Annotated in this window: 16 protein-coding genes; 10 read left to right on the top strand and 6 right to left on the bottom strand. The window is 58.1% G+C overall.

Annotated features, from left to right (window positions below):
• Window positions 1-408: 408 nt before the first annotated feature.
• From glyA to RD1_RS05340, 5 genes are read right to left on the bottom strand one after another with little or no spacing between them, the layout of a single operon-like run.
• A complete protein-coding gene (gene glyA / locus RD1_RS05360; RefSeq protein WP_011567436.1) occupies window positions 409-1,698 on the bottom strand; it encodes a serine hydroxymethyltransferase in 1,290 nt (429 codons plus the stop codon).
• A 38-nt stretch (window positions 1,699-1,736) separates the two neighbouring features.
• Window positions 1,737-2,708 carry a 2-hydroxyacid dehydrogenase gene (locus RD1_RS05355; RefSeq protein WP_011567435.1) on the bottom strand — a complete coding sequence of 324 codons (972 nt, stop codon included), beginning with the start codon at window positions 2,706-2,708 and terminating at the stop codon, window positions 1,737-1,739.
• Complete coding sequence (gene sucD, locus RD1_RS05350; protein WP_011567434.1) at window positions 2,708-3,595, bottom strand: succinate--CoA ligase subunit alpha; 888 nt, start codon at window positions 3,593-3,595, stop codon at window positions 2,708-2,710. The genes RD1_RS05355 and sucD overlap by 1 nt, the downstream gene beginning before the upstream one ends.
• Window positions 3,592-4,791, bottom strand: a complete 1,200-nt coding sequence (locus RD1_RS05345) for a malate--CoA ligase subunit beta (protein WP_011567433.1) — start codon at window positions 4,789-4,791, stop codon at window positions 3,592-3,594. The genes sucD and RD1_RS05345 overlap by 4 nt, the downstream gene beginning before the upstream one ends.
• A gap of 33 nt (window positions 4,792-4,824) precedes the next feature.
• Window positions 4,825-6,063, bottom strand: a complete 1,239-nt coding sequence (locus RD1_RS05340) for an aminotransferase class V-fold PLP-dependent enzyme (RefSeq protein ID WP_011567432.1) — start codon at window positions 6,061-6,063, stop codon at window positions 4,825-4,827.
• A 461-nt stretch (window positions 6,064-6,524) separates the two neighbouring features.
• On the opposite strand from RD1_RS05340, the gene RD1_RS05335 reads away from it, so the two are divergent.
• The 3 genes from RD1_RS05335 (at window position 6,525) to RD1_RS05325 (ending at window position 9,329) form a co-directional block, all read left to right on the top strand.
• Complete coding sequence (locus RD1_RS05335) at window positions 6,525-7,502, top strand: HpcH/HpaI aldolase/citrate lyase family protein (RefSeq protein WP_011567431.1); 978 nt, start codon at window positions 6,525-6,527, stop codon at window positions 7,500-7,502.
• A gap of 319 nt (window positions 7,503-7,821) precedes the next feature.
• Window positions 7,822-8,541, top strand: a complete 720-nt coding sequence (locus RD1_RS05330) for an ABC transporter ATP-binding protein (RefSeq protein ID WP_011567430.1) — start codon at window positions 7,822-7,824, stop codon at window positions 8,539-8,541.
• Window positions 8,538-9,329 carry an ABC transporter permease gene (locus tag RD1_RS05325; protein ID WP_011567429.1) on the top strand — a complete coding sequence of 264 codons (792 nt, stop codon included), beginning with the start codon at window positions 8,538-8,540 and terminating at the stop codon, window positions 9,327-9,329. Before RD1_RS05330 ends, RD1_RS05325 begins: the two co-directional genes overlap by 4 nt.
• 10 nt (window positions 9,330-9,339) lie before the next feature.
• On the opposite strand, the gene RD1_RS05320 is transcribed toward RD1_RS05325, so the two are convergent.
• Window positions 9,340-9,543, bottom strand: coding sequence for a hypothetical protein (locus tag RD1_RS05320; RefSeq protein ID WP_011567428.1), 204 nt, complete (start codon window positions 9,541-9,543; stop codon window positions 9,340-9,342).
• Between the two features lie 164 nt (window positions 9,544-9,707).
• Between RD1_RS05320 and RD1_RS05315 the strand changes: the two genes are divergently transcribed.
• The 7 genes from RD1_RS05315 (at window position 9,708) to pqqE (ending at window position 15,227) form a co-directional block, all read left to right on the top strand.
• On the top strand, window positions 9,708-11,282 hold the full coding sequence (locus RD1_RS05315) for a sensor histidine kinase (protein ID WP_245897205.1): 1,575 nt from the start codon (window positions 9,708-9,710) through the stop codon (window positions 11,280-11,282).
• Window positions 11,283-11,292: 10 nt separating this feature from the next.
• Window positions 11,293-11,973, top strand: a complete 681-nt coding sequence (locus RD1_RS05310; RefSeq protein WP_044032960.1) for a response regulator transcription factor — start codon at window positions 11,293-11,295, stop codon at window positions 11,971-11,973.
• 97 nt (window positions 11,974-12,070) lie between these two features.
• Window positions 12,071-12,178, top strand: coding sequence for a pyrroloquinoline quinone precursor peptide PqqA (gene pqqA, locus RD1_RS05305; protein ID WP_011567425.1), 108 nt, complete (start codon window positions 12,071-12,073; stop codon window positions 12,176-12,178).
• Between the two features lie 24 nt (window positions 12,179-12,202).
• Window positions 12,203-13,096, top strand: a complete 894-nt coding sequence (gene pqqB / locus RD1_RS05300) for a pyrroloquinoline quinone biosynthesis protein PqqB (RefSeq protein ID WP_011567424.1) — start codon at window positions 12,203-12,205, stop codon at window positions 13,094-13,096.
• A 1-nt stretch (window position 13,097) separates the two neighbouring features.
• Window positions 13,098-13,847: a pyrroloquinoline-quinone synthase PqqC gene (gene pqqC, locus RD1_RS05295; protein WP_011567423.1), complete on the top strand. Its 750-nt coding sequence runs from the start codon at window positions 13,098-13,100 to the stop codon at window positions 13,845-13,847.
• Between the two features lies 1 nt (window position 13,848).
• A complete protein-coding gene (gene pqqD / locus RD1_RS05290; protein WP_011567422.1) occupies window positions 13,849-14,124 on the top strand; it encodes a pyrroloquinoline quinone biosynthesis peptide chaperone PqqD in 276 nt (91 codons plus the stop codon).
• The gene (pqqE, locus tag RD1_RS05285) at window positions 14,121-15,227 is read left to right on the top strand and encodes a pyrroloquinoline quinone biosynthesis protein PqqE (RefSeq protein WP_011567421.1); all 1,107 of its coding nucleotides are present in this window, start codon (window positions 14,121-14,123) and stop codon (window positions 15,225-15,227) included. The genes pqqD and pqqE overlap by 4 nt, the downstream gene beginning before the upstream one ends.
• Window positions 15,228-15,274 lie beyond the last annotated feature (47 nt).

Raw genomic sequence — 15,274 nt, 5'->3', positions numbered from 1 at the left:
ATTGTAAAAAACTTTAAACAAATACGTTGATATTTGTTTGTGGTTAATCGCAGGGCACATAAAGGCACCGCGCTCCATCAAATGGGGCAGCGCTATACGTCAACGGCGAAAAACGATCTGGGATAGTTGGCCGCCACTTAAAGCGTCGTGCGAAAACCCTGAATCACGCAACGCCGCTTGAAATCAAAGATTTCAACGCGTTGCGAGATACTCGATGTTTCAGGTACTTCGTCAGACGCCCTAGAGGATAGCATCAACCAGAGAGGTCAGCCCCCGCAAATGGCGTCAGTTGATGACGTAACATGCGAAGTGTCGCCACTGCGCTTTGGAAACAACGCGCGATACGATGGCGCGACAGAAAAACGCGCAGGGCGAATAACCCTGCGCGCCCGGCGTTAGAATGTAGGTTTAGTAGATCGGAAAGGCGTCACAGAGCGCCTGCACTTTGGCACGAACACCCGCTTCCACTTCGCCGTTTTCCTCGGGACCATGGCGCGCGATGCCATCCACCACTTCGACAATCCAGCCCGCGATCTGCCGGAACTCAGTTTCAGTGAACCCACGCGTTGTTCCTGCGGGCGATCCCAACCGCAGACCGCTCGTGATCATCGGTTTTTCAGTGTCAAACGGAATGCCGTTCTTGTTACAGGTGATATGCGCGCGGCCCAAAGCTTTTTCCGCCACGTTGCCCTTGACCCCTTTGGGCCGCAGATCAACCAGCATTAGATGGGTATCGGTGCCCCCTGTCACGATGTCGAGGCCGCCTTTGATCAACTCATCCGCCATGGCCTGCGCGTTCTTGATGACCTGCGCCTGATAGCGTTCAAAATCAGGTTCCAGCGCTTCACCAAAAGCGACGGCTTTGGCGGCGATCACATGCATCAGGGGCCCGCCCTGAATGCCGGGGAAGATAGCGGAGTTGAACTTTTTCGCCAGCGCCTCGTCGTTCGTCAGGATCATACCACCGCGCGGTCCACGCAGGGTTTTATGCGTTGTCGTGGTTGCGACATGCACATGCGGGAATGGCGATGGGTAATGCCCGGTCGCGATCAGCCCGGCGTAGTGGGCGATATCCGCAAGAAGATAGGCACCAACCTTGTCTGCGATCGCACGGAAGCGCGCGAAATCCAGTGTGCGGGGGATGGCCGATCCCCCGGCAATGATCATCTGTGGCTTATGTTCCAACGCCAATGCCTCAAGCTGATCATAATCCACGTCCAGCGTGTCTTTTCTCACGCCATATTGAACCGCGTTGAACCATTTTCCGGATTGGTTTGGGGCAGCCCCGTGGGTCAAATGACCGCCCGCATCAAGGCTCATGCCGAGGATCGTGTCACCGGGTTTCAACACCGCCTGAAACACGCCCTGGTTGGCCTGGCTGCCGGAATTCGGCTGCACGTTGGCGAAGTCACATCCGAACAGTTTGCAAGCGCGCTCAATCGCCAGGTTTTCAGCCACATCCACATGTTGGCACCCGCCATAATACCGACGCCCCGGATACCCTTCGGCATATTTGTTGGTCATGACCGAACCCTGGGCTTCAATCACGGCTTGGCTCACGATGTTTTCCGACGCGATCAGTTCGATTTCGTCACGTTGGCGTTTCAGTTCCAAGGCTACTGCCGATGCGATTTCAGGGTCCGTTTGTGCAAGGCTGGACGTAAAGAAGGTAGAAGTGTTTCGGTCAAGCGCGTTCATCGCCGCCTCCAATCTGTTTGTTGTGAAATGTCGAATGATTATGCGACGCGGTCGCGTGGTGTGCGCCCGTCAAAGAAGTCGGCAAGATTGTCCAGCACGCGAAACCCCATCGCCTCGCGCGCTTCGCGTGTGGCACTGCCCAAATGTGGCAGCATGACAAGATTGTCGCATTGCGCCAGCGTCGGGTTGATCCGTGGCTCGCCATCAAACACGTCCAGCGCGGCGCCGCCGATGGTGTCGAACATCAAAGCCTGTGCCAGCGCGTGTTCATTCACGACTTCGCCGCGCGCAGTATTGATCAGGAATGCGTCTTCCTTCATCAGGTTCAGCCGGTTCGCGTTGATCATATGGCGGTTTTCCTGTCCGCCGGGGCAATGCAACGAGACGAAATCACAAAGCGGCATCAGATCATCCAGCGTTGCGACCTGTTGCGCGTTGAATTGCGCCAAAACATCGGGCGCAACCTTCGAACGATTGAAGACGACGATCTTCATACCAAAGCCATGATGTGCACGGCGCGCCACCTCTTGCCCGATCCGCCCAAAGCCAACAATGCCAAGCACTTTGCCTGAAACCTTCGTGCCCATCAGATGCGTCGGACGCCAGCCGGACCAGTCACCAGCGCGCAACTCGCGCTCTCCCTCGCCAGCACGCCGCGCCGCCATCAACATCAGCGTCATGGCCAGATCTGCGGTGCATTCGGACAGAACATCAGGCGTGTTGGTGATCGCTATCCCTTGGGTTTTGGCAACATCAACGTCGATATGCGTATATCCGACACCGTAGTTGGCCAATATTTTGGTTTGCACATTGCGCGCATCGAGCGCGTCCGCCCGGATCTTGTCCGTAACGGTCGGCAAAACAGCATCATATTTGGCAATCGCCTCGCGAAACTCTTCAGGGGTCAGGGGGCGGTCCGTCCGGTTGAGCTGCACGTTGTATTTTTCCGACAGCTGGCGCTCGACGATCTTGGGCCAGCGACGTGTGACGAGGACACTTGGCTTGACCATCACGCGGCCTCCATCACTTTGGCGATTGTCTCACCGATGACAGCCGGGTTTTCGGCAACCGTGACGCCTGCCGCCGACAGGATTTCGACCTTTTCGCTCGCACTTTCGCCAAAGGCCGAGATGATCGCGCCCGCATGGCCCATGGTGCGCCCCTTAGGAGCGGTCAGGCCCGCGACATAGGCCACAACCGGTTTGGTCACATGCGCGCGGATGTATTCGGCTGCTTCCGCTTCTTGCGGTCCGCCGATCTCTCCGATCATCGCAATCACATGGGTGTCTTCGTCTTCTTCAAAACGCTGCAGAATGTCTTTGAACGATGAACCATTGATCGGGTCGCCGCCAATCCCCACCGAAGTGGAAACACCGATGCCGCGTTCCTTGAGTTGTGCGGCCGCCTCATAGCCCAGCGTGCCTGAACGTCCCACGATACCCACGTGGCCTTGCAGGTAGATATGCCCCGGCATGATGCCCAGCAGCGCCTTGCCCGGGCTGATCGTGCCGGCACAGTTTGGTCCGGTGAGCACCATGCGGCGCTCTTTCGGATAGCGGTACATGTAGCGTTTCACACGGATCATGTCCTGTGCGGGGATACCGTCCGTGATGCAGACGCAGTACTGAATTCCCGCATCTGCGGCTTCCATAATGCTATCAGCCGCGAAAGGCGGCGGGACGAAAACCAGCGACGCCTCCGCCCCGGTTTGCGCGACCGCCTCTTCAACGGTGTCAAAGACAGGCACGCCTTCGACCGTTTCGCCGCCCTTGCCAGGGACCACGCCACCGACGACGTTAGTGCCGTATTCGAGCATATCCTTGGTGTGGAAGCGGGCCATCTTGCCGGTGATGCCCTGCACAATGACTTTGGTGTCGCTATCAAGAAGTATGCTCATGATACGGCCCTCATTCTTGTACCCTGCGACAGGTCATTCTGCCACGCACCGACCGCGCGCTCGGCGGCTTCCATCAGAGTGGTTGCGCGGATGATCGGCAGGCCGGATTGGGCGAGAATCTTCTGCCCTTCCTCCACATTGGTGCCGGCCAGTCGCACGATCACGGGCACATCGACCTGCACTTCCCTGAGGGCCTGCACGACGCCTTCGGCCACCCAGTCACAGCGGTTGATCCCTGCAAAGATATTGACCAAGATCGCCTGCACGCTCTTGTCCGACAGCACCAGCCGGAAAGCCTTGGCCACACGTTCGGGCGTGGCCCCACCGCCGATATCGAGGAAATTCGCAGGCTCCCCACCGGCCAGTTTGATCGTGTCCATCGTCGCCATGGCAAGGCCAGCCCCGTTCACGATGCAGCCGATATTGCCGTCCAGACCGACATAGGACAGACCGCGATCGGCAGCCCGGCTTTCGCGCGGATCCTCTTGCGATTTGTCGCGCAATTCGCTGATCTGTGGGTGGCGGAACAACGCATTGTCGTCAAAAGTCATCTTGGCATCCAGCGCAATCACGCGATTGTCTGCGGTAATGACCAAAGGGTTGATCTCCACCATGGTCGCGTCCAGCTCGGTAAAAGCCCGATAACAGCCTTGCAAGGTACGCACCATCTGCTGTGTCAGACCCGCATCGACGCCCAATTTGAATGCAATCTGGCGGCACTGAAATTCGCGCAGACCAACGGCAGGCTCCACAATCGCCCGAACGATGCTTTCGGGGCGTTTTTCAGAGATTTCTTCAATCTCCATACCGCCTTCGGCACTTGCAACGATCATGACCCGTTGCGTCGTACGATCAAGAACAAAGCCCAGATAAATCTCGCGATCTATCGGCACCGCAGCCTCGACATAGACGCGGTAGATGCCTTTGCCTTCTGGTCCGGTCTGATGCGTGATCATCTTTTTGCCAAACATCTCTTCGGATGCTTTCTGGATTTCGACGTCGCTTTCACAGACTTTTACGCCGCCCGCCTTGCCGCGCCCGCCGGCGTGTATCTGGGCCTTAACAACCCATCTTTCACCGCCGAGCTCGCGTGCGCGGTAGGATGCCTGTTCCGGGCTGTACGCCAAAGCGCCATCCGGCACAGCGACCCCGAAATTAGCAAGAACTTCTTTCGCTTGGTACTCGTGGATATCCATGGTCGCTCCTCCCAGAAGACGCGGATGACAGTTTTATTCGGCGGCGATTGCTTGACCGTAATGCTCATCCAATGCGCTAGAGACGGCATCCTGATCAAAGGTTGCACCCAGATCGCGAATGGCTTGCCCGAATTTGTCGACGATACCTGAAATGGCCTGCTGGTTGAGCAGGTTCAGAATTCCGATCCGGACCTGTACCGGCTCGGACAATGTCGGCCAGATGCCGAAATTCTGCGCGCGGCAATGCTGCACAAGTTCCATCTCGCGGCCCGCCATATCCGCCGGCAGGTTCAGCACGATCAGCGAGGTCATATTCGACGTGATCTCGCACCCCATTTCAGTCAATGCCGCACGCAGCGCCGCCTCGTGAAAGGCATAATCCTTGGCCCGTTGCGCAACCGTTTGCTGCAGCGTGATGCGCAGCGCCTCATGGAATGCGGCAACGGCATAAGCCGAGTGGGTGCGGTGGTAGGTGCCTTTTTCGACGTCCTGACCATCAATGATACCCCAGTGACGCGCCTCCATGATTGGGTGATGAACGAAGGTCCGTGTGCCGGTCTTTTTCAACTGCTCAATGAATTGGTCGGAAAAAGATACAGGCGCATAGGTCAGCGGCAGGCAGCAGATGCCTTTCTGCGGGCAGGACGCCCAGCCGTGGACACCGGGGTAGTCATCAATGCGAAAATCCTCGACGCCCAGAGACGATACCGCGTCCACAAGACCCATCGCGCCATGTTTTTCGCAGGCATCCGAGAAGCCCTGAATGTCATTCACACGGCCCGATCCAGTTTCCCAATGCGCCATCGCGGCCCATTTCGGCTTGTGTTCGGCCAGCGCTTTTTCCACGATCTCGCCAGTGACGGATTGTCCGTGTGGCACGTCAATGATCGTCACGCTTGCCGGTTTGGGATCACTTGGATTGGCTGCCAACTCTTCGGCAGTCGCTGCTTTCATGCGCACCGTGAGGCCATCAATACCCGAGAAAGTGCCGTTGACGAACATCACGACCTTGTCGCCGGGCATCACACCGCTGAACATCACATCAAGGCCGGACCAGCCCGTACCCGCGACGCCGTATGTGTGCACGTTTTTGGTACCCATGACGTCGCGCAACATCTTTTTGCACTCGACCATTCCACGCAGAACGTCCGGGTGCATGTGATCCGCAAGGCCTGCGCCGGCAAAACGCGCCAGAACCCGCGCATCGGTATTGCCGGGGCCCGGTCCTGCTGCGATTGTTTCAGGGATTTCGAGTTGCGGGAAAATGGTCATAGGTCCTCCGAAAAATGTGGCGAGCAGAACTTGGCGGCTCGAGTGTCGTTGAACATAACATAGACGCATGTGCACCTGCTGCAACGCCCTATACTCCTGCTTTTGGTCATCTAAATAGGTAGTTATATACCTACCAATACGTATAAAATACCGTCGTATACCAAATATCCCATACTAATGGGTGGGCGAATTTGGGGATTCTCTGTGATTGATCACTTTACGTCCCTAGAAACGCTCCAATTGGCAGAGCGCAGGCCGCCAACATGCGGCTCGGTCACAGGCCGCCCCTGTGTGCTTTGCCTCGGCCTATGATTCTCTACCGTCGCCATCACCGTGACACGTCGTGCGGTGCGGAGCAAAAGATGCAGTATACCGAAATAGACTGAAACTCTCCTTGACATATTCAGTCCCGGAGAAGCTATCTGGCGCAATTTTATTACAATCCAGAAAGGGTACGATCCATGTCATTCCATCCTGTTGAACAAGCTCCCGGTCGCCTGAACAGATCGGAGCTGGCTGTTCCTGGTTCTCAGCCTCAAATGTTTGAAAAAGCGGCGCAATCCGACGTTGATGTGATCTTTCTGGACCTTGAGGACGCGGTCGCTCCGGATGAAAAGGAACAAGCGCGCAAGAACATCATTAAGGCCCTGAACGAGATCGACTGGGGCACCAAATCCATGTCGATTCGGATTAACGGTCTGGACACACATTACATGTATCGTGATGTCGTGGACGTGGTGGAGCAAGCCGGAGAGCGGCTTGACCTCATCATGATTCCCAAGGTCGGGACGGCTGCGGACGTCTATGCCGTGGACATGATGGTCACACAGATCGAGGACGCGAAAGGGTATTCAAAACGCATCGGGTTTGAACATATTATCGAGACCGCTCTGGGGATGCAGAACGTCTCTGAGATTGCCGCCGCTTCAAAGCGCAACGAAAGCCTGCATTTCGGTGTGGCCGATTATGCGGCCTCCACGCGCGCGCGCACCACGATCATTGGCGGCGTAAATCCGGACTACTCCGTGCTGACCGACCCGGACAGCGATGGCAATCGCGCAACCCATTGGGGTGACATGTGGCACTATGCGCTCGCGCGGATGGTTGTCGCTGCACGTGCGAACGGGTTGCGTCCCATCGATGGCCCATTCGGTGATTTTCAGGATCCCGATGGGTATAAGGCGGCCGCCTACCGCGCGGCGGTCCTGGGATGCGAGGGCAAATGGGCGATCCACCCCAGCCAGATCGCGCTGGCGAACGAGGTGATGAGCCCGTCCGAGGCTGAAATCACCAAGGCCAAGCGCATTCTGGAAGCCATGGCGCAGGCCGAGGCCGAGGGCAAAGGCGCCGTTTCCCTTGACGGCCGGCTCATCGACTACGCCTCCATCCGACAGGCAGAAGTCCTCGTCGAAAAGGCGCGGCAAATTTCAGGTGCCTGACCAACATTTCCGGCCTCTATCGATAGAGTAAAAACTAAACCGCGTTGTGCAGTTCTGAAGAACCTGCGCAACGCCACGACACATTCCGTCACCTTGCCGTCGAAATACCAAAACCTGTTTAAAGGCATCGTGTAAAACGCCAGTGCATACACATTCATCTTTGGCCGGATGCACCTGTACCTGAAACAACTGTCCTACGCACAGACAAAAGTCGTGCCGGACAGTCCTTGTTGTGCGTGTCATTTCATAGCAGACTTGAATGACCGGTGAGACAGGAGGGAAAAGTAATGACTCTGGCACGTGATGGCGGCTACATTCCATGACGCTGGGGCTGTCAGTGCAGGGCATCAACTTTAACTATGGTGCGAAAACGGCGTTGGATGACGTGTCTTTCACAGTGGCACCCGGTCAATTCTGTGCCTTGCTTGGACCAAACGGCGCTGGAAAATCGACGTTAATCTCCCTGTTGACGCGTCTGCTGGTCGCCCCGGAAGGTGACATTTCGATTGCCGGGCATGATCTGCGCGCGACCCCACGCCGCGCACTTGCACAACTGGGTGTCGTTTTCCAGCAACCAACGCTCGATCTGAACCTGACTGTTCGCCAGAACATGAGCTATTTCGCCGCGTTGCACGGCTTGCCCCGCGCAGAGGTGCCCGGTCGGATTGACCAAGCACTGGACAGGCTGGACATGCGCGCGCGTGGCGATGAAAAGGTCCATGCCCTGAATGGCGGGCACCGTCGGCGTATGGAACTCGCCCGGGCTTTGTTGCATGAACCCGCCGTCTTGCTGCTTGATGAACCGACCGTGGGATTGGACGCCGCAGCACGCCAGAACATCACAGAGCACGTCCATGACCTCGCGGATCAGGGCCTTTGCGTTTTATGGACCACGCATCTGACAGATGAGGTGCGCGACAGCGACGCGCTGCTGGTGTTGCACAAAGGTAAAATCATCAATTCGGGCGCGACCGGCGAAATCCGCGGTGAAAGGCCGCTGTCGGACTGGTTTCTCGCGCAAACAGGGGCTGCAGCATGACCGGATTCTGGGGCGTGACGCGCGCCATTGTGGGGCGCGAATTTTTACGCTTCGTGCACCAGCGCGAACGCTTCTTCGCGGCGCTTGTGCGGCCTCTGGTCTGGCTGCTGATCTTTGCTGCGGGTTTTCGCGCCGCCCTCGGTCTCTCTATCATAGCCCCCTATCAGACGTATATCACCTATGAGACCTATATCGTGCCGGGTCTGTGTGCGATGGTGCTGCTTTTCAACGGCATGCAAAGCTCGCTCAGTCTGGTCTATGATCGCGAAATGGGGTCCATGCGGCTCTTGCTGACCAGCCCGTTTCCACGCTGGTGGCTGCTGTTTTGCAGGTTGTTTGGCGCCACGACAATTTCGGTGCTGCAAGTTTATGCGTTTTTGGCCATCGCAGCCCTCTTTGGCATCACCATGCCCCCGCTTGGTTATGTCGCTGTTTTGCCCGGGCTGATCCTGGGCGGTCTGATGCTGGGCACTTTGGGCCTCGTACTGTCGAGCTTTATCTCGCAGCTTGAGAATTTCGCAGGGGTGATGAACTTCGTCATTTTCCCGATGTTCTTTTTGTCCACCGCGCTTTACCCGCTTTGGAAAATGGCGGAAAGCTCACCGCTGTTGCGTGACATCTGTGCTCTAAACCCGTTCACCCATGTGGTTGAGCTCATTCGGTTCTCCCTCTACCTGCAGTTCAACCTCTCGGCCCTCGCATGGGTGCTGGCAAGCACGCTGGTTCTCGGGCTTATCGCGGCCTGGGGATATGATCCCTCGCGCGGTATGATGAAGCGCAAAGGATAGGCCGATGTGCTCAAGTCTCGCGTTCAGCAAAAGAGACAGCACGGCAGCGCCAGCTTTTGATGTCCTGATTGGGATGGGACGCTGCCCATTTGGCAAGCTCGGGTTGCGCGCCCATCAAACACTGCATCGGTGTAACATCGGTGAAAACGAGACTGCGCTCACGGCATTCATCCGGTGCCGTGGCAAGGCACGCAATAAAGAGGAGTTCGATCATGGCTATGGTCTTCCTTTAATCTGCTTTGCTCTGTCCTCCCGCTCACGATGCAACCCTATATCAAACGCAGTAAATTCGACGTTAAGACAGCATGCGCGCCGGGGCGTGCACCCGCCGCCGGCGTGTTTCGTGTCCGCAGCATGATGCGTAAAAGCAAGACACCAATGCTATCGCTCAAGGCCCGGCTCGCGGCGGGTGCGGCCATCCTCAGCGCGGGTACGATCCTGACGGCACTCACGCTTTACCTCGGGCTGAACGAGGTTGCGCAACGCCTTGATGCTGCGGTTACATCGGAAACGCGCGTGGCCCGCTATTCCACTTTGTCCACACAAGCGGCAACCTTTCTGGTTGTCGCCAGCGAAGCGGTTCAGACCGGCATGACGGCGCAGACCCGCATGGATCGCATCACACCGGTGACAGATCAGTTGCGCCGCACCTTCACTCAGTTGCACCGCGACGTTGAACAGGCGGTCTTTGCGGCGCGGTCCCTCGGGGTTGACGCACAATCGCGATACGGCACGCAGTCTCTTGGCCTTGCGCGCATGGAGGCGCTTCTTGGCGCCACGCTCAGCGGTTTGGCCGAAGACACCGATGATACCGACCGGCTGCGCGCGCATATCGACACGTTTGCCGCCGGTTTGGACAGCTTGCTGAGCCAGGCGGTCAATACGGAACTGTTGTTTCGCAACAATATCATGACAGGCATTGGTGATCTGCGCCTGCAATTGACCCGTATCGCATTGGCCATTGTCGCGGCGACGCTGCTCGCGGTTGCGGTTTTCTACCTCGGTCTCATCCGGCCACAATTCAACCGCCTTGACCGCTTGCGCAGGGCCGCCACCCAGATCGGACAGGGCGATTTCGATGTGGCGCTGCCAGTCTCGCGTCTTGACGAAATCGGGCAGCTGTCTGCCGAAACCAACCGTATGGCCCGCGCCCTGCTGGCGCGGCGCGAAGACGTGCAGGCTCAATGGGACCGCCTGAATGATACCATCGCACAGCGCACGGAAGCGCTGCGCTCGGCGAATGCGGCACTCGAAGAGATCGACGATAAACGCAGACGCTTTTTCGCCGACATCAGCCATGAATTGCGCACGCCCTTGACTGTCATCCTGATGGAGGCACAGATCGGCAAGACAGGCAGCCCCGACCCGGCAGCCGCCTTTGCCACGATCGAGGCGCGCGCGGCGCGGCTGAACCGCCGTATTGATGACCTGCTGAGGCTGGCGCGCTCGGACACGGGGCAACTGGCGCTTGACCCTGACCGGGTCATGCTTTGCGACCTCACCGAAGATGTAGCCTCGGAGGTGCAGGCGGAGGTGGACAATGCCGGCATGACGCTGAACATGGATGCGATGCCCGACGTTGCCGTTTATTGCGATCGCAATTGGGTCCGGCAGGTCCTTGTAAGCCTGCTGCGCAACAGCATCCGTCACGCCCGTGCCGGGCGGCATATCCATGTGTCACCGGAGCTAGGCGATGACCATGCCGGGGTTAGTGTCACAGACAACGGTGGCGGCATTCCCGCCAAGGATCAGGCGTCTGTTTTCGACCGGTTTTCGCAAGGCAACTCAGCCACCGCAAACGAAGGCTTTGGCGTCGGTCTTGCCCTCGCACATTGGGTGATCACGGAACAAAACGGCAGTATTACGCTGACAAGTCCCGTGCCCGTTGAGCAGGCACTTGGCGATGCACCCGGGACGAAAATCGCGGTTTGCCTGCCGCGCCACAATACCTAATATAATGCGTATGAGCACTTTGCTGATCATTGATGACGACCCTGAAATCACCTCTGCGCTGTCACGTGGGCTTGCCTTGCATGGCTACGAAACTGAGGCTGAAAACCGGGCAGACCGGGCGCTGAGCAGGCTGCAAACGGGCCGCTATGACGGCGCGATTGTCGATGTGATGCTGGGCGCAGACAGCGGGGTCGATCTGGTGCGCTTGGCCCGTGCAGCTGGCGTAAGCATGCCAATCCTGATGCTGTCCGCCCTGTCAGATGTCGAACATCGCGCCGCAGGCCTTGAGGCGGGTGCGGACGATTATGTGGTGAAACCTTTCAACTTTGATGAACTGGTGGCCCGCCTGCGTGTGCAGGAGCATCGTTCCGCGCAGCATCGCCCCCTGCCCCCACAGCTTGTACGCCGCACCCGCGAGTTAAGGAACGACTGCGCCAGCGTCACCTTGACCGAACGCGAATTTGCGCTTCTGGACCTTTTGGCCAAACATGCCGGCACGCCCTTGTCACGCGGGGCGATCTTTGACGCACTCTGGGCGGGCGACGGGTCGAGTAACGAGAATGTGGTTGACGTATACATCGGCTATTTGCGCAAAAAGCTCAAAAACTATGACTTTCATTTTGAAATCAAGACATTACGCAACCAGGGGTTTAGTCTTGAGGGTCCCGCGCCGCAATTGAGCGACCTCTGAACACCGATTAAAGTCGTATATGCTCTTATAAATTAAGAGTCGCGCAAACCGAGATCCTCTGTCAGAATGAAACGATAAATCAGTGGAGGAGACCCCCATGGCTTGGACGAAACCAATCATCCGCGAAATCGAGTGCGGCATGGAAATCAACATGTACGGACCAGAGAACGAAGATCGTCACGACGACCGCGACGACCTGTTCTAAACATATCGCGCGCGGGCAGACACAGTGACTTTCCGCGCGCATATCCTTGGGGCCGCCGCCGGTGGCGGGTTGCCTCAATGGAATTGCGGGTGTGACAATTGCAACCTCGCACGCGCCGGCGAAATTCCCGCGCAGACACAATCGTCGATTGCAGTAACAGCCGACGGCGAAAGCTGGGCGATACTGAATGCGTCGCCCGATATCAGACATCAGATGGCCGACTGTGCCGCACTGCACCCGAGCGGGTTGCGGGAGCTGCCGCTGAGGTCGGTGCTGGTAACAAACGGTGACATTGATCATGTGGCGGGTTTGCTGACGCTGCGCGAGATGCAGCCGTTCACCTTGTTTGCAACAGCCGGGATACATGAGGTGCTGGCACAAAACCCCATCTTCGACGCGCTGAACAGCCGCGTGGTCGTGCGTGAAACCATCGCGTTGGATGCGCCCTATGAACTGGCCCCGGGATTGACGGCGACGCTTTTTGCGGTGCCGGGCAAAGTCCCGCTCTACCTTGAGGGGGAGACGGTACAAACAGATCTCATCGGCGACCAGACCGTTGGCGTGAAACTGGAAACCGGGACAAAGACCGCATTCTACATTCCGGGTTGCGCGATGCTCAATGACGATCTGCGCGGGCGGCTGGACGGGGCGGATTTGCTGTTTTTCGATGGCACCCTGTGGCAGGATGATGAGATGGTGCGCGCCAATCTGGGCCAAAAGACCGGCAAGCGTATGGGCCATATGTCGATAAGCGGTCCGGACGGCTCGATTGCCGCTTTTGAGGGGCTTGCGATTGGCAAAAAGATATTTGTGCATATGAACAACACCAACCCTGTCCTGCGCCCGACCTCTGCCGAAAAGGCACAAGCGGAGGCCGCAGGCTGGATCATCGGACAAGACGGCATGGAGATCACCTGACATGACCCAATCCAGAGAAGAATTCGAAGCCCGCCTTCGTCAGATCGGCGCGGAACGCTATCACGACCTGCACCCTTTTCATGATCTGTTGCACGGCGGCGGGTGTACGCCTGATCAGGTACGTGCGTGGGTGATCAACCGGTACTATTATCAGCATTCGATCCCCATGAAGGATGCAGCCTTCATGGGCCGGGTCGAGGACCCTGCCCTGCGTCGTCAATGGCGCTCGCGTATTGAGGATCACGACGGCACGGACGACAATGAAGGTGGCATCAGGCGCTGGCTGCGGCTGGCGCAGGCGGTCGGGCTTGACCCGGATTATGTCGCCTCCTGTGAGGGCGTGTTGCCGGCGACGAAATTCGCGGTGGATGCCTATGTCCGCTATGTGCGCGAAAAAACCCTGCTGGAGGCGGTGGCGGCATCACTGACCGAACTTTTTGCGCCCAAGATACACGCGAACCGCATTCAGGGGCTGCTCAAGAACTACGATTTTGCCGATGACAGCTCCCTGTCCTATTTCAAGAACCGCCTCAAGGAAGCACCAAAAGATGTGGCCTTTGGTCTGGCCTGGGTACTGGATCAGGCGGATACTGCCGAAAAACAGGATGCGGCAGCAGCCGCCTTGACGTTCAAGACAGATGTGCTCTGGTCGCAACTCGACGCACTTTGGGGGGCCTATGTTGCGCCCGCGCGTGTGCCGCCCGGGGCTTGGGTGCCCGGCGACGGGCTATTGTTACAAAGGGCTTCGTGATATGCTGAGCACTGATATTCCTTGCCTGCCGCGTGGCGTGCGCCTGCACCATGATCGTATACGCAATGCATGGGTTCTCCTCGCGCCGGAACGCGCCATCACTCTGGACGCGGTCGGCCATGCAATCCTGAACGAGGTGGATGGCGCGCGCAGTTTCGGCGAAATCACCAGCGTGTTGGCAGACCGCTATGACGCCCCGCAAGACCAGATTCAAAAAGACAGTGCCGGTTTTCTGGATGCCTTGCGCAGCCGTCGGTTTCTGGATGTGTCTGAATGAAACCACCCGCCCCGATTGCGATGCTGGCGGAGTTGACGCACCGCTGCCCCCTGTCCTGCCCCTATTGTTCAAACCCTGTCGAGTTGACCCGGCAAAACGCAGAACTCGATACGCAAACATGGGCGCGTGTTTTTCGCGAAGCGGCGGATCTGGGCGTATTGCAATTGCACCTGTCGGGGGGAGAGCCTGCGTCGCGCCGGGATCTGACCGAGCTTGTGATCGCAGCGCGCGAAGCCGGGCTTTATACAAACCTGATCACCTCGGGCATCGGGCTGACGCAAAAGCGCCTCGGTGAACTGGATGCGGCGGGGCTTGATCATGTTCAACTGTCGCTGCAGGGGACGAACCCTGAAATGGCTGACGAGATTGGCGGCTATAACGGCGGCTTCAAACGCAAGATGCAGGTTGCCGAATGGCTCGGCGAGATCGGCTTTCCGCTGACGCTCAACGCTGTTCTGCACCGGCGAAACCTGCACCAGCTGCCCCGCGCGCTCGAGATGGCGCAGGAAATGGGCGCACGCCGGATCGAAGTCGCCACTGTCCAGTTTCATGGCTGGGCGCTCAAGAACCGCGACGCCTTGATGCCCACGCGCGCGCAGGCGCAGGAAGCAAACCGCATCGTGGCAGAAGCCCGCAAGCAACTGAAAGGCACATTGGTCATCGACTATGTGCCCGCCGATTATCACGAAGACTATCCCAAACGCTGCATGGGCGGATGGGGGACATCCGGTTTCAACGTGATCCCTGATGGGCAGGTTCTGCCCTGTCATGCGGCGCAATCCATCCCGCATCTCAGCTTTGATCGTGTGCAGGACAAGTCGCTTGCTGACATCTGGTACAACGGAGAGGCGTTCAACGCCTATCGTGGCACCGAGTGGATGGCGGAACCCTGCCAAAGTTGCGAGCGCAAGACCATAGACTTCGGAGGCTGCCGGTGTCAGGCTCTGGCCATCGTCGGCGATGCATCCGCGACCGATCCCGTTTGCATCAAATCGCCCCATCACGGCGCGTTGCAGGCGCAGGCGGACACCCACGCAGCGCAAGTCGACGCCCCCCTCGTCTATCGGGCATTCCCCGGCAAGGAAACGGAGCCTGCCGAGTAGGACAAGCCCGCCCCACGGAAATGAGGCTTGATGAACGAGGGGCGCGC

Source organism: Roseobacter denitrificans OCh 114, from assembly GCF_000014045.1.
Lineage (GTDB): Bacteria > Pseudomonadota > Alphaproteobacteria > Rhodobacterales > Rhodobacteraceae > Roseobacter > Roseobacter denitrificans.
Note: the sequence above shows the minus strand (reverse complement) of the source record. Positions and strands in the feature narration are given on the sequence as shown.